The following is a 13,505-nucleotide window of genomic DNA, read 5'->3' on the forward strand; positions in this document are numbered from 1 at the left end:
AATTGCCTTAAAAGACTCGGCAAACCGGCTTTTTAGCGCCATATATCGCCTATGACCGATGATGCACTCCACTTCAACCTTCCCGAACACCGGCGCAGCCAGCTGATCAATACGCTGCATACATGGCTGCTTCTTGCCGGAAGCCTGACATTGCTCGTCGTCTGCGCTTTTACGCTGGCGGGGCCCGTCGGCATTATCTACGCCTTTGTTTTCGGCGCAATAAGCCTTGTCGCCATACGGCGCATCAGTCCTCAGATGGTACTCAAAATGTATAAAGCAAGGGCTGTAACGCAGGCAGAGTTCCCGCAGGGGCTTGCCATTGTCGAGGAATTATCCCGCCGGGCCGGCCTGCCGCGCCCGCCCGAACTCCACGTCATCCCCTCGCGCATGATGAATGCCTTTGCGGTCGGCCGGAAAGACAATTCCGTCGTCGCGGTGACGGACCAGCTGATTCGGGTGCTGACGGCGCGCGAACTCACCGGCGTGCTGGCGCATGAAATCAGCCATATCCGCAATGAGGACCTGAAGGTCATGGCACTGGCCGACACGGTGTCGCGCTTCACCTCGCTGATGTCGACGATCGGCATGGTATCCCTGCTCTTCAACATCACATTCCTGGCCAGTGGCGCGCATGCGCAGGTGCCGTGGCTGGGTGTCCTCGTGCTTTTGGTTGCACCGACCATCGGCGGCCTGCTGCAGATGGCGTTGTCGCGCACCCGGGAGTTCGATGCCGATCTGGGTGCATCCCTGCTGACGGGCGACCCGGACGGGCTGGCCCAGGCCCTGACGAAACTGGAAAGGGCCCAGGGCAGGCTGTGGGAAAACCTCATTCTGCCGGGCGGACGCATCCCCGATCCGTCGATCCTGCGCACGCATCCGCTGACGGAGACCCGCGTGGCGCGACTGAAGGCCCTGAAGGATGCATCGGGCGTGGTTGCGCGCGGCGAAGCACTGCCGGATGACATCCTCGCGACGCTCATGGTCAAGCCGCAGGACCGGATCCGCACCCGCCCTTCACCGGTTCCGCAGATCAGCCGCCAGCACGGGCGCTGGAATTCCAGCAATCTGGAAATCCTGTCGCTGCTGAATACCCAGTCCGGCAGGCCGGTGGTATCCGGCCCGGAAGCCGAGTGCGAAGCCTGCCCGAGAAGCCTCAACACCCCGGATGGCGACCCGCACGTGCACGTGGCGCGCGGCGGCGTGTATTGGTGAACTAGGAAACTGCTTCCCAATTACCGGTTTCCCCGGCGCGATAGATCGCATCGATGAGTTTCTGGTTGAGCACCGAGCTTTCCAACGAAAACACGGTCGCGTCTTCACCCTTCGCCGCGCGGGCAAAGGCCTCGATCTGCAGGCGATAATGGTTCACGTCACCGAAACTCCATTCGGTGGCACCCGTGTGGGTCTTGTCATGCAGCGTGACGCGGGCATGGTCATATTTGCCGGTGTTGAACGGTCCATGCACCTCGATAAACCCTTCATCGCCGTGGAAGACCATGGACTGGCGCGCGGCCAGCTGTGTGGCAACATAGAAGGACAGCTCGAAACCATCGAAATCGGCGCGCGCGCTGGCATAGCAGTCGGTGCCGAAATCCGCATCGCGCTCGACATTGGCCGAAACCCTGACCGGCTCCTTGCCGGTGACGAAACGGGTGACAACCGTTGGATAGACACCGATATCCGGCAGTGCGCCGCCGCCGAGCGACAGCTGGTTGCGCATATTGCCCGCATCCCTGTTGAAATAGCTGAAGGCACCCTGCACGTGACGTAGGCGTCCAATGGCGCCTTCAGCGATCAGTTCACGCACTTTCAGCCATTGCGGATGATAGGTCACCATGAATGCCTCGGCGATCAGAACGCCGTGGGTATCGCGGGCACGCTGCAAGGCTGCGATTTCGCTGGCATGCAGCGAAATCGGCTTTTCGCACAGCACGTGCTTGCCCGCTTCGGCGGCTTTCAACGACCACTCCACATGCTGCGAGGTGGGAAGCGGTATGTAGACGCCGTCAATATCGGCTGATGCCAGCATGGCCTCATAGGAGCCGAACGCATGCGGCGCACCGAATCGCCCGGCGACGGCCCGCGCTTTCAAGAGGTCGCGGCTGGCGATACCCGACAGGACGGAGTTCTCCGCATCGCATATGGCGGGGATGACCGCCGTAACCCCGATTTTCGCTGTCGACAGAACACCCCAACGGAACATGATGACCTCTCCTCTTTGTCGTGGTGCAACCTAGACAAGACGGCGCTGAATGGGAAGAAGCCGCGGGTTCAGACTTTGAAAAAATCGATGAAGGCACGCAGGGCCGGGCGCATCTGGCGGCGGCTGGGATAATAGAGATAGACACCCGGAAATGGTGCGCACCAATCATCGAGCACGCGCAGCAAGCGTCCATCGGCTATGGCTTCCGGCGCCATGTGCTCCAAGAGGAAGGCCACGCCGGCGCCGTCCAGCGCGGCCTGGATGACCAGCCGGTCGTCGCCGAGAATCAGCGGGCCGTTCACGTCGATCACGATTTCCTCGCCGTCCTTCTCGAACTCCCAGCGATAGACCTGCCCGCTGGCAAAACGGCGGCGGATACAGAGATGACCGGCAAGATCATGCGGGTGCAGCGGTATCGGGTGCCTGTCAAAATAGTCCGGCGCCGCAACAATGTTCGCCCGGATCGGATCGCTCATGCGCACCGCAATCATATCCGGTTCCAGACTCTCACCCAGCCGCATGCCCGCGTCAACGCCAGCCGCAACGATATCATTGAACGGCTCTTCGACGCGCAGCTCAAGCGTAACACCGGGATAGGCCGCGGCGAATGCAGCGATGCGCGGGGCCAGCAGCCTGTGGGCGGCAAAGGGCGGAATACTCAGCCGCAGGGTTCCCGCGATGCGGTTGTTGGCTTCCTTGGCCGCATCGAGCGCCAGGTCGATTTCCGCCAGGGCCGGACGCAGCCGCTTGAGCAGCAGCGCACCTTCTTCGGTCACCGCCACGCTGCGCGTGGTGCGGGCGAGAAGACGGACACCAAGGTTCTGTTCCAGGGTTGAAATGGCGTGGCTGACGGCTGACGGCGCAATGCCCAGTTCCCTGGCGGCATCCCGAAAGCCGCCACAGGCTGCAACAGTGGCAAAAACGGACAGTTGAGGCAGGTATGATCGATCCATTGATCCATCATATAGAACAACCTGTGAAATAATAAGGGAATTATCGAACACTGATCCGCAATCTAGGCTTCCATCATCACAGCAAAAGGAGATCGGTGATGGAAAAGCGCAAACTCGGGGAACTCGATGTATCGGCCGTGGGTCTCGGCTGCATGGGCATGACCTTTGCCTATGGCGGACAGGACGAGGCAGACGCGATCCGCACGCTGCATCGCGCGGTGGATATCGGCGTGACCTTTTTCGACACGGCGGAAGTCTATGGCCCGTTCGACAATGAGATTCTTGTCGGCAAGGCCCTGAAAGACCGCCGCGACAAGGTGGTGATCGCCACAAAGTTCGGCTTCAAGATTTCCGACGAGGGCGTGGGCCCCTCGCGCATGGTCGGCGTCAACAGCCACCCGGAACATTTGAAAGCCGTTGCGGAAGCGTCGCTCGGGCGGCTCGGCATCGAACAGATCGACCTGTTCTACCAGCACCGGGTTGACCCGAATGTCCCTATCGAGGAGACGGTTGGCGCCATGGCGGAGCTGGTCCAGCAGGGCAAGGTGAAGGCGCTCGGCCTGTCCGAGGCCAGTGCCGCCACGATCCGCCGCGCCCACAAGGTGCATCCGATTGCCGCCGTGCAGAGCGAATATTCACTGTGGAGCCGCGAGCCGGAAGACGAGGTCTTTGCCGTCTGCCGCGAACTTGCCATCGGCTTTGTCCCCTACAGCCCGCTCGGCCGCGGTCTCCTGACCGGCACGATCAGCAAGCCGGATGAATTGGGTGCTGACGACTGGCGCAAGACCCTGCCACGATTCCAGGCAGACAATATGGATGCCAATGCAGCACTGATCGCCACATTGAAGGGCCTGGCCGCGGACAAAGGCATCACACCGGCACAGCTGGCGCTTGCCTGGGTGCTGCACCAGGGTGATTTCATCGTGCCGATTCCGGGTGCCCGCAAGATCAAGCACCTGGAGGAAAATGCGGCGGCAGCCGACGTCTCTCTCTCGCCGGCGGACCTGAAAACGATTGGCGATGCGCTTTCACCCACACGGGTGGCGGGCAACCGCTACACGGATGCCGCACTGGCTCTCGTCAACGGCTGATACCGGCAATGGGGCGCTGCGCAATCAGCGCCCCGCACTTTCCGCAATGGCCCGCGTTGCGTCATCCGCCGGAAAATACTGCTCGATGAATATGCCCTCGGTCAGCACCTCCTGCGCCGAGCCGAATGCTGTCAGCGTGGTGATCCAGCTGGTGACGGCATCGCCAAGATGCAGCTGCACGGTTATGACAGGCGGCGGGTTGCGCTCGCTCTGATCATTGCGCAACAGCGCTGATATTTCCGGATCGGTTTCATATTGTGCGATGCGCCGCGCCAGCGCGCTGCGTGGACCGTAAAGCCTGGCTTCGTTGCGGGCACGCTTCAGGAACAGCAGGGCGACATCCGGCCAGTTGGCGATGGAATGGCGCACGGGGCCCGGCTCAAGCACCAGCGCCAGAATATTGACACCCGGCGCAATCGGAATGCCCAGCGCTTCGGCCAAGCCCATGAAGCCAACATTGGCAACGAGAACGTCGTGATCCGCATTGAAGGCCACCGCCGGCCACGGCGCATGCCGCTCGAGGATCATGTGGAGCGTGTCGCGGATCAGTGGCGGCAGGCCGGCCATGCCTTCGCGTTCCGCCGAGAGGTAGCGCGGCGCAAAACCGGCCGCACCGAACAGCTCATTCTGAATCTTGAACGGCAGCTCCAGCGCTTCGCAGATGCGGATGATCATGCCCTCCGACGGCCTTGCCCGTCCGGTTTCGAGAAACGACAGATGTCGCGACGAGATACCAGCCTCCAGCGCCAGATCCATCTGGCTCATGTGCCGGTGCGAACGCCATTGTTTCAGATGATCGCCGAATTCCATCACCGCTCCTGATTCCCGCCAGACTGGCGTGGATACTTCGCAATATCCATTACTCCAGAGGTAATTGTTTCGATTACCTTACGCCGGCATTCTCCGTTCATCAACACAACGAAGGAGAATGACATGACCAAAATCACCTTGAAAGACGGGTTGACGATCAACGCAGTCCTCACCGGCATCACCGGGCTCGGCCTTGCACTGTTTGCCGAACTGGCGGCAGAATATCTCATCCCCGGCGCGCCGGTCTGGCTGATCGCGGCACTGGGTATCGCGCTCGTGCTGTTTGCCGCCGATGTCGCCCTGATCGCCCGATGGAAAGCCCAATCGAAACCATTGGTCGGTTTCGTTTTCATCGCCGACCTCGCGTGGGTCATCGGCGTTCCGGCGATTCTTGTGGGGATCCCATCCGCCTTTACCGCCCTCGGCATCGCCGCCAGTCTGGCCGTCACGGCCGTGGTTGCCTGCTTTGCGCTGATCGAATGGCGGGGGCTCAAAACGATGGGAGCAGCAAAAGCGATCTAGCACCCGGCTTTTGTTGACACCAGAATTCAGATTATAGAGCCTCGCGCTTGACAGACGGTACGGTGTGAGGCCTATTTCACGCCGTTGCCGGGGCCGAACACCGCCGGGGCAACGCTGCAATGTGCATGCAATTTATTTGTTCTAACACGCCAAACCACCCCTGTTCGCTCATCGATGGTCAGGCCTTCTGAAGCTGGAATACAATGGAAAAAGCAACAAAAAAGTCGATCAGACGCTGGGCTGTCGGTTTGGTTCTCCTGGCAATTCTTGCCTATTTCGTTCCCTATCTCGTGATCTTCTACCTGATCTGCGGCATCTATGACCTGTCGCGCAACAAGAATATCGACCTGCAGATGGTCGAACAGTATTTCTGGGGCAACGGCCTGTTCACCTGGATCCTGTCACCGCTGAACATCGTTCTCGATATCCTGTCGCTGCCCTATATCAATAAGGGCGTCTACAAGCTGGAAGACCTGCCATCCGACTATCAGGCGGAGGTCAAGCGCCTGATCACCGCGACGCAGAAGGAAGATTTGGTCGGCAAATTGCAGTCCCGCGCGGAACAGCAGGCCCGCAGCATGTTCTTCTTCAAATGGTATGGCAAAGACCAGCCCAGCTTCGTCAGCGTGCCGTCCTTCTACGAAAAATATAATTTCGTGAAGACCATCGGCGTGTCGGTGTTCAACAAGAAGAACTCGACGTCAAAACATTTTGGCCCGATCCGAGCCACCATCCGCGTCCTCTACAACATCAACGACATGAATGACCGCACGGCCTATATCTGGTGCGGCGATACGACGAGCTACTGGAAGGACGACAAGCTGTTCATTTTCGACGACACGCTGATGCACCAGTCCGTCAACCAGACCGACCAGACGCGCTATTGCCTGTTCGTCGATATTCTGCGCCCGTCCCATCTGCCGGGCCTCTATGCTGCCATCGTCTCGTTCATGGGCCTGATCCTCAAAGGCAGCAATTCGATTTTCTACAAGAACTGGAAAGTCATCCAGAAATAGGTTCTGGTTTCAGACCGAATGAAAAGGGGCGCCGTGCGCCCCTTTTTTGTATCCGGATTTTTGCCGGCAAAGCCATGCTGCGTGGTTCGGTCTTTACCCCCGCAGCACCGCGCCGGTCTGCTTGCCAACACTCTCAACAATGCGTTTTGTCAGCGCATCGAGATCCTCGTCATTGAGCGTGCGCTCCTGCGGCTGAATCGCAACTTCGATGGCAACGGATTTCTTGTCGGCGCCCAGCGAAGGGCCTTCGAACAGATCGAACACCTGAACGCCCGTGATCAGCTTCTTGTCGCCGGCCAGCGCCGCACGAACGATCGAAGCCGCATCCACCGCCTTGTCGACGACGAATGCAAAATCACGCCGTACGGTCTGGAAATCCGACAGTGTCAGCGGCGGCTTGGTGCGTGTCGCCTTCTGCTTCGGCTCGGGGATCGCATCGATGTAGATTTCGAACCCGCACAGCGCCCCCGATACATCGAGCGTTTCCAGCGTCTTCGGGTGGAACTCGCCGAATGTGCCCAGAATGACCTTCGGGCCGAGCTTGATCGTGCCGGAACGGCCGGGATGATACCAGGCCGGACCGCCGGTCTCGATCTGCAGCTTGTCGACGGGCGCACCGCAGGCTTCAAGCACGGCAAGGGCATCAGCCTTGGCGTCGAACACGCCGACCGGCGCGGCATTTCCGGACCAATGGCGGCCGGAACCGTCCAGTTTGGCCGTACCGCGGCGCACGCCGGCAGCAACGCGGCGCTGGGCTTCCGGCGTATTGCCTTCATAGGTGCCCGACACCTCGAACAGGGCAAGATCATTGAAGCCACGATCCGCATTGCGCTGCGCCGCAGCCAGCAGGCTTGGCAAGAGCGAAGGGCGCATATCCGACATATCGGCGGCAATCGGATTGGCGAGCTTCAGCGATGGCTGGCCGCCGCCGAACAGCTTTGCCTGTTCTTCCGAAATGAACGACCAGGTGACAGCTTCCATCATCCCGCGCGAGGCCAGCGCCCGCTTGGCATTGCGGGTGCGGATCTGCAGGGTGGTCAGGATCTTACCGTTGACAGCCGCATGGCTTTGCAGCGGCTGCGGATCGATACGGTTGACGCCATGGATACGCATGACTTCTTCCACCAGATCGGCCTTGCCGTCGACATCCGGACGCCAGGACGGAACCAGCACATCCACCACGTCGCCCGTGCCTTGCGGCTGGAAGCCGAGACGGCTGAGAATGTCGAGGCTTGTCTTGACCGGCACATCGATACCGGTGAGGCGTTTGACCTCCGCTGCCGGGAATGTCACCGACTTCGGCGTGTGGCCCTTATAGCCGACAACCTGGGTTTGCGAAGGCGCACCCCCGCACAGGTCGAGGATCATATGGGTGGCAAGCTCGAGGCCCGGCACCATGAACTCCGGATCGACACCGCGCTCGAACCGGTAACGCGCATCGGTGATAATACCGAGATTGCGACCGGTGCGGGCAATGGTCATGGCATCCCAGAGGGCGGACTCAACCACGACATTCGTCGTGTTCTCATCGCAGCCGGAATGTTCGCCACCAAGGACGCCGGCAAGCGACTCGACACCGTCCGCATCGGCAATCACGCCGATTTCAGGGTTCAGCGTGTATTCCTTGCCGTTGAGACCAAGGATCGTTTCGCCTTCCCTCGCCCAGCGCACGGTGAGATTGCCCTTGACCTTGTCGGCATCGAACACATGCAGCGGACGGCCGCGATCGAACGTCATGTAGTTGGTGATATCGACCAGCGCATTGATCGGACGCAGGCCGATGGCCATCAGGCGCTGCTGCAGCCATTTCGGGCTCGGTCCGTTCTTCACGCCCTTGACGGTGCGCAGAGCGAAACCTTCGCACATCGGCGCGCGGTCGCCGAAATCCAGCGATACGCTGACGGATGGGCTGCCCGCGCCTTTCACTGGCTCGACGGCATTGCTTTTCAGCGTGCCGATCCCGGCAGCGGCCAGATCCCGGGCAACGCCGTAAATGCTGGTGCAGTCGGGACGGTTCGGTGTCAGGTTGATCTCGATGACAGGGTCATCAAGCCCGGCATAGGCCGCAAAACTGGTACCCACAGGGGCGTCAACCGGCAGATCGATAATGCCGTTGTGCTCGTCCGACATCTTCAGCTCGCGCTCCGAGCACATCATGCCGTGGCTTTCGACGCCGCGAATCTTGCCGACCGAAAGGGTAACATCAATACCGGGGACGTAGGCACCCGGCGCTGCGAATGCACCGATCAGACCGGCGCGGGCATTGGGGGCACCGCAGACGACCTGCAATGGCTTGCCGTCGCCGGTATCCACGGTGAGCACCTGCAGCTTGTCCGCATCCGGATGGCGTGATGCGGTGAGCACCCTGGCGATAACAAAGGGCTTCAGTGCCGCCTTGTCATCCAGCGATTCCACTTCAAGACCGATCATGGTCAAGGCATCGACGATCTCGCCGAGCGAAGCCTCGGTCTCGAGATGATCTTTGAGCCAGGAGAGGGTGAATTTCATGATTTCACTCGTTTCTCGATTTCAGCGTTTGAGGGTTTCGACAAGGCGAAACCGCTCGCATAAAAGTTCCATGTCAGGCGAAAAGCCGTACCCGATCATGCGCTCAGGCCGCCGAACAGGGTCGGCATGTCGAGCGGGCGGAAGCCGTAATGCTGCAACCAGCGCACATCGGCATCGAAGAAGTCGCGCAGGTCCGGCATGCCATATTTGAGCATGGCGATGCGATCGATGCCCATGCCCCAGGCAAACCCCTGATACTCGTCCGGATCAAGCCCGCCATGGCGCAGGACATTCGGATGAACCATGCCGCAGCCGAGGATTTCCATCCAGTCGGTGCCCTGGCCGAACTTGACCTCGTTGCCCGACCGGTCGCACTGGATATCGACTTCCAGCGACGGCTCGGTGAACGGGAAGAAGGACGGACGGAAGCGCATCTGCAGGGATGGTACCTCGAAGAAAGCCTTGCAGAATTCTTCCAGCACCCACTTCATGTTGGCAACGTTGGCCGTCTTGTCGATAACCAGCCCCTCGACCTGATGGAACATCGGCGAGTGGGTGGCATCGGAATCCATGCGGTAGGTCTTGCCGGGGATGACGATGCGGATCGGCGGCTTCTGCTTTTCCATGGTGCGGATCTGCACCGGGCTCGTATGGGTGCGCAGGAGCTTGCGCTCGCCATTCTCATCCGGGTTGAAGAAAAACGTGTCATGCATCTCCCGCGCCGGGTGGCCTTCGGGAAAATTCAGCGCCGTGAAATTGTAATAATCGGTCTCGACATCCGGGCCTTCGGCAATTGAAAAACCCATATCGGCGAAAATCGCCGTGATTTCATCAACGACCTGACTGATCGGATGGATGCGCCCGCGCTCGGCCGGCGCGGTGCGCACGGGCAAAGTGACATCCAGCTTTTCCTTTTCGAGGCGCTCGGCAATCGCCGCATCCTTGAGCGTGCTTTTGCGGCTGGCCAGCGCATCGGTGACGCGGTTCTTCAGACCGTTGATGGCCGGTCCCTGCGTCTGGCGTTCTTCCGGCGACATGGACCCCAGCGATTTCAGCTTTTCCGAAATCGAGCCCTTTTTGCCAAGCGCAGCAACACGGACAGCCTCGATGGCCGCTTCGTCATTCGCTGCCTCAATCTGCGCGACCAGCGCGCTTTCCAGTTGTACCAGATCGTCCATGCTTCTCACCTGTTTCGCGTCTTGAGCGATTATGCGATCAATTCAATGCAGAAAATTGAAAAACCCGCGCCAGCCGAGCCAGCGCGGGTTTCCCAAGTCTATAATTCCGAATGTGCTTTGGGAGCGGCGGCTGGCTTAGTGGACAGCGCCTTCAAAAGCATTCGGTGTGGTGTTCTTCAGGTATTCCAGTGCCTTCTTGGCGGAAGCCACGAGTGCACCGAATGCTGCTGGCTCGTGGATCGCGAGATCCGACAGAACCTTGCGGTCAACCTCGATACCGGACTTGCTCAGACCGTCGATGAAACGGCTGTATGTCAGACCATGCTCACGCACGGCAGCATTGATACGCTGGGTCCAGAGCGCGCGGAACGTGCGCTTCTTGTTCTTGCGGTCGCGGTAGGCGTACTGCTTCGAACGATCGACGGCAGCCTTTGCAGTCTTGATGGTATTCTTGCGGCGGCCGCGGAAACCCTCAGCCTGCTTCAGAACTTTTTTATGCTTGGCGTGGGACGTAACGCCCCGTTTGACACGTGCCATGATATGATCTCCTTAAAACGTCGCTGTCGGCTTAAAGGCCGTTGGGCAAGAACTTCTTCACGATTTTCGCATCGGCATCGGCGAGAACCATTGTGCCACGTGCGTCACGAATGAATTTGTTCGAACGTTTGATCATGCCATGGCGTTTGCCAGCGGCGGCGGCTTTAATCTTGCCAGTCCCAGTGATTTTGAACCGTTTCTTGGCGGCCGATTTGGTCTTCATTTTGGGCATTTTGCTACTCCTATTTCTAGGGTTCCCGTCACTCCGATGGAGCCTGAACCCTTCTGATTTCACTTCAGACCGACCAAAGTCTGAAAGCATGCAAAACCGCCACGGCATGCCCTGCCGGGCGGTTTGAACGCGGCCTTATACCCAGAAGCCGGAAAAAGCGCAACTGCTGAATCGTCCTCGATTCCGCAAAAAATCAGTAAAACCGAAAGAAGACGGGCAGAATATTGACCGATTGCAGATATTCGGCGAACTCAAGCAGGGGGTAGGAAATGAAAAAGACCAGCCCGTCCGCCAGCGTCTTGTACAGCATCGAAGACTTGACGCTCAGAACATCCGATTCCCGGTACAGCCTGAGATTGGGGAAGAACCGCGGTACGTCGCGTTTATAGGCAAGGTATGTCTCGCCGAAAACGGTCTCCAGATAACCTTCCTCGGCGATGATGACAAAATGGAAGGCGATATAGCAAAGCACCGCCAGGATCAGGGCGACGGTCAGGCTGCCCGTCATCATGCCAATACCGAAAGCCCCCACGGTGCTGAACACGTAAAGCGGGTTGCGGCTCATCGAATAAGGCCCCAGACGGACGATCTCGGAACTCTTACGCCCGCCGATGTAGAGCGTGCACCACATGCGGCCAAGGATTGCCAGAACAATCACACCGATGCCGAAATCCTCGATATATTCATGGGTCCAGTTATCGGCCCAGGCGGAGCGAACAGTCAACAAAGCGCCGAGAATCAAAAAAATGACGACTGCCAGCACAATTCGGCGGCGCCGCTGAAACCGGGCCATGTCCTTTGGAGATGTGAGCGCCATGTCAGCCCTTAAATCCGGATCGTTCAAGACAAAAGCCGCCCGAAGGCGGCCTTTGTCTCAAACTGTCGTTCAGCTTCAGCGTGGCGCCAGCACCATCATCATCTGGCGGCCTTCCAATCTTGGCTCGGCCTCAACTTTGGAAATATCGACCGTATCTTCCTTGACCCGGTCAAGCAGCCGCATTCCGAGTTCCTGGTGCGCCATTTCGCGACCACGGAAACGCAATGTCACCTTGACCTTGTCACCTTCGTCGAAGAATCGCTTGATAGCCTTCATCTTCACATCATAATCATGCGTGTCGATGTTCGGTCGCATCTTGATTTCTTTGATTTCGACTGTTTTCTGCTTCTTGCGCGCCTCGGCAGCCTTCTTCTGTCCCTGGTACTTCAGTTTCCCGAGGTCAACAATCTTGCACACCGGCGGCTCGGCATTCGGCACGATCTCGACGAGATCGAGTCCGGCCTCATCGGCCATGGCCAGCGCGGCCTGAATCGTGACGATACCGTGGTTTTCACCTTCGGCATCGATGAGCTGTACCTGGGGTACCCGGATATCGCGGTTGGAACGCGGTCCATCTTTCTGGACCACCTGTGCTCTAAAGGGTCGGCGAATGGCAGTAGTCTCCTTGAATTATTTCGGTCCCGCAAATAGCACCGTCGGGGCCCGCCTGCAATGCTTTGTCTGCAGCGGTTAGCTCAATAACATCTTTTCACGGATAAATCATCTGGTTCAGATATAGGAATATTCGCATTCTATACAATGTGGTTTCCAGTTGAATGGGTTTCATCATCGAATTTTGCATGGCAAAAGCAAGCGGCACATCCTGGAGACTGACACATGACGGCTCACCCGCCGGTATTCCTCACCCTCAACGACATCGAGATCGCTGTGCGCCACCGCGAGGGCGCTGAGCCCGGCATCGTCTGGCTCGGCGGATACCGTTCGGACATGCTCGGCAGCAAGGCGGAATGGCTGGATCGATGGTCAGAAGCCAACGGCCATGCATTCCTGCGCCACGATTACTCCGCCCATGGCGAATCGGGCGGTGCGTTTCGCGACGGCACGATTTCGCTCTGGCTCGAACAGAGCCTTGCGGTCTTCAAAAAGTTTTCGTCGGGACCGCAAATCCTCGTCGGTTCATCCATGGGCGGCTGGATCGCCCTGCGCATGATCGAAGAACTGCAAAAGGCCGGTGAACACAGTCGTGTTGCTGGGCTCGTCCTGATTGCGCCCGCACCGGACTTCACGTCCGAACTGGTCGAACCCCAATTGACGCCGGACCAGCGCCGCCAGCTTGCCGAGCGGGGCTATATGGAAGAACCATCCGAATACGCTCCCGAACCCTATATCTACACCAAAGCCCTGTTGGACGATGGCAGAGCCAATCAGGTGCTCAAGGGGGTGATCCGGACCGGATGTCCCGTGCACATCCTGCAGGGGATGGAGGACAAGGATGTTCCCTACACCCATGCCCTGCGGCTGGTTGATCACTTGCCGGTTGACGACGTGACGATTACGCTGGTGCGCGACGGTGATCATCGCCTGTCACGCCCGCAGGATCTGGAGCTTCTCACCCGCACCGTGGCTTCGATGGCTGACCGCTCGAAAACCCGCCCGCCCATTCTGTAAATCCTTCCA

Annotated in this window: 14 protein-coding genes; 5 read left to right on the forward strand and 9 right to left on the reverse strand. The window is 59.1% G+C overall.

Annotation, left to right across the window (positions count from 1 at the left end; genetic code table 11):
• The first annotated feature begins 51 nt into the window (after positions 1 to 51).
• Positions 52 to 1,212 (forward strand): zinc metalloprotease HtpX, encoded by a 1,161-nt coding sequence (locus tag ACP7B1_RS00690; RefSeq protein ID WP_346306578.1) that lies wholly within the window; start codon positions 52 to 54, stop codon positions 1,210 to 1,212.
• Position 1,213: 1 nt separating this feature from the next.
• Here the strand turns inward: ACP7B1_RS00690 and ACP7B1_RS00695 are convergent, their stop codons facing one another.
• Both ACP7B1_RS00695 and ACP7B1_RS00700 read right to left on the reverse strand, forming a co-directional pair.
• Positions 1,214 to 2,203: a Gfo/Idh/MocA family oxidoreductase gene (locus ACP7B1_RS00695; protein WP_346306577.1), complete on the reverse strand. Its 990-nt coding sequence runs from the start codon at positions 2,201 to 2,203 to the stop codon at positions 1,214 to 1,216.
• 68 nt (positions 2,204 to 2,271) lie between these two features.
• On the reverse strand, positions 2,272 to 3,156 hold the full coding sequence (locus ACP7B1_RS00700) for a LysR family transcriptional regulator (protein WP_346306576.1): 885 nt from the start codon (positions 3,154 to 3,156) through the stop codon (positions 2,272 to 2,274).
• Positions 3,157 to 3,254: 98 nt separating this feature from the next.
• On the opposite strand from ACP7B1_RS00700, the gene ACP7B1_RS00705 reads away from it, so the two are divergent.
• A complete protein-coding gene (locus tag ACP7B1_RS00705; protein WP_346306575.1) occupies positions 3,255 to 4,247 on the forward strand; it encodes an aldo/keto reductase in 993 nt (330 codons plus the stop codon).
• A gap of 24 nt (positions 4,248 to 4,271) precedes the next feature.
• Here ACP7B1_RS00705 and ACP7B1_RS00710 read toward each other — a convergent pair whose 3' ends face one another.
• Entirely contained in the window at positions 4,272 to 5,057 is a 786-nt protein-coding gene (locus ACP7B1_RS00710; protein ID WP_346306574.1) for a helix-turn-helix domain-containing protein, read from the reverse strand.
• 123 nt (positions 5,058 to 5,180) lie between these two features.
• On the opposite strand from ACP7B1_RS00710, the gene ACP7B1_RS00715 reads away from it, so the two are divergent.
• Both ACP7B1_RS00715 and ACP7B1_RS00720 read left to right on the forward strand, forming a co-directional pair.
• Complete coding sequence (locus tag ACP7B1_RS00715; protein WP_346306573.1) at positions 5,181 to 5,579, forward strand: hypothetical protein; 399 nt, start codon at positions 5,181 to 5,183, stop codon at positions 5,577 to 5,579.
• A gap of 203 nt (positions 5,580 to 5,782) precedes the next feature.
• Positions 5,783 to 6,595, forward strand: coding sequence for an aspartyl/asparaginyl beta-hydroxylase domain-containing protein (locus ACP7B1_RS00720; RefSeq protein ID WP_223613991.1), 813 nt, complete (start codon positions 5,783 to 5,785; stop codon positions 6,593 to 6,595).
• Positions 6,596 to 6,688: 93 nt separating this feature from the next.
• On the opposite strand, the gene pheT is transcribed toward ACP7B1_RS00720, so the two are convergent.
• The 6 genes from pheT to infC all read right to left on the reverse strand — a co-directional run bounded on the left by pheT (position 6,689) and on the right by infC (position 12,479).
• Positions 6,689 to 9,103 (reverse strand): phenylalanine--tRNA ligase subunit beta, encoded by a 2,415-nt coding sequence (gene pheT, locus ACP7B1_RS00725; protein WP_426136243.1) that lies wholly within the window; start codon positions 9,101 to 9,103, stop codon positions 6,689 to 6,691.
• Positions 9,104 to 9,198: 95 nt separating this feature from the next.
• Complete coding sequence (gene pheS, locus ACP7B1_RS00730) at positions 9,199 to 10,281, reverse strand: phenylalanine--tRNA ligase subunit alpha (protein ID WP_105734098.1); 1,083 nt, start codon at positions 10,279 to 10,281, stop codon at positions 9,199 to 9,201.
• A 135-nt stretch (positions 10,282 to 10,416) separates the two neighbouring features.
• On the reverse strand, positions 10,417 to 10,818 hold the full coding sequence (gene rplT / locus ACP7B1_RS00735; RefSeq protein ID WP_091879294.1) for a 50S ribosomal protein L20: 402 nt from the start codon (positions 10,816 to 10,818) through the stop codon (positions 10,417 to 10,419).
• A 31-nt stretch (positions 10,819 to 10,849) separates the two neighbouring features.
• The gene (gene rpmI, locus ACP7B1_RS00740; RefSeq protein ID WP_008127399.1) at positions 10,850 to 11,050 is read right to left on the reverse strand and encodes a 50S ribosomal protein L35; all 201 of its coding nucleotides are present in this window, start codon (positions 11,048 to 11,050) and stop codon (positions 10,850 to 10,852) included.
• Between the two features lie 193 nt (positions 11,051 to 11,243).
• Entirely contained in the window at positions 11,244 to 11,867 is a 624-nt protein-coding gene (locus ACP7B1_RS00745) for a methyltransferase family protein (protein ID WP_346306571.1), read from the reverse strand.
• Positions 11,868 to 11,942: 75 nt separating this feature from the next.
• A complete protein-coding gene (gene infC / locus ACP7B1_RS00750) occupies positions 11,943 to 12,479 on the reverse strand; it encodes a translation initiation factor IF-3 (protein ID WP_105734100.1) in 537 nt (178 codons plus the stop codon).
• Between the two features lie 225 nt (positions 12,480 to 12,704).
• On the opposite strand from infC, the gene ACP7B1_RS00755 reads away from it, so the two are divergent.
• Positions 12,705 to 13,496: an alpha/beta hydrolase gene (locus ACP7B1_RS00755; RefSeq protein ID WP_346306570.1), complete on the forward strand. Its 792-nt coding sequence runs from the start codon at positions 12,705 to 12,707 to the stop codon at positions 13,494 to 13,496.
• Positions 13,497 to 13,505 lie beyond the last annotated feature (9 nt).

The sequence above is a fragment of the Phyllobacterium sp. SL163 genome (genome assembly GCF_049896885.1).
Classification (GTDB): domain Bacteria; phylum Pseudomonadota; class Alphaproteobacteria; order Rhizobiales; family Rhizobiaceae; genus Phyllobacterium; species Phyllobacterium calauticae.

What these genes read in the sequence shown, in the direction of transcription:
- pheS (WP_105734098.1), bottom strand. Translation starts at nt 10,281, where the DNA reads ATGGACGATCTGGTACAACTGGAAAGCGCGCTGGTCGCGCAGATTGAG.
- ACP7B1_RS00690 (WP_346306578.1), top strand. Translation starts at nt 52, where the DNA reads ATGACCGATGATGCACTCCACTTCAACCTTCCCGAACACCGGCGCAGC.
- ACP7B1_RS00715 (WP_346306573.1), top strand. Translation starts at nt 5,181, where the DNA reads ATGACCAAAATCACCTTGAAAGACGGGTTGACGATCAACGCAGTCCTC.
- ACP7B1_RS00710 (WP_346306574.1), bottom strand. Translation starts at nt 5,057, where the DNA reads ATGGAATTCGGCGATCATCTGAAACAATGGCGTTCGCACCGGCACATG.
- ACP7B1_RS00700 (WP_346306576.1), bottom strand. Translation starts at nt 3,156, where the DNA reads ATGGATCGATCATACCTGCCTCAACTGTCCGTTTTTGCCACTGTTGCA.
- rplT (WP_091879294.1), bottom strand. Translation starts at nt 10,818, where the DNA reads ATGGCACGTGTCAAACGGGGCGTTACGTCCCACGCCAAGCATAAAAAA.
- ACP7B1_RS00755 (WP_346306570.1), top strand. Translation starts at nt 12,705, where the DNA reads ATGACGGCTCACCCGCCGGTATTCCTCACCCTCAACGACATCGAGATC.
- pheT (WP_426136243.1), bottom strand. Translation starts at nt 9,103, where the DNA reads ATGAAATTCACCCTCTCCTGGCTCAAAGATCATCTCGAGACCGAGGCT.
- ACP7B1_RS00720 (WP_223613991.1), top strand. Translation starts at nt 5,783, where the DNA reads ATGGAAAAAGCAACAAAAAAGTCGATCAGACGCTGGGCTGTCGGTTTG.
- rpmI (WP_008127399.1), bottom strand. Translation starts at nt 11,050, where the DNA reads ATGCCCAAAATGAAGACCAAATCGGCCGCCAAGAAACGGTTCAAAATC.
- ACP7B1_RS00695 (WP_346306577.1), bottom strand. Translation starts at nt 2,203, where the DNA reads ATGTTCCGTTGGGGTGTTCTGTCGACAGCGAAAATCGGGGTTACGGCG.
- ACP7B1_RS00705 (WP_346306575.1), top strand. Translation starts at nt 3,255, where the DNA reads ATGGAAAAGCGCAAACTCGGGGAACTCGATGTATCGGCCGTGGGTCTC.
- ACP7B1_RS00745 (WP_346306571.1), bottom strand. Translation starts at nt 11,867, where the DNA reads ATGGCGCTCACATCTCCAAAGGACATGGCCCGGTTTCAGCGGCGCCGC.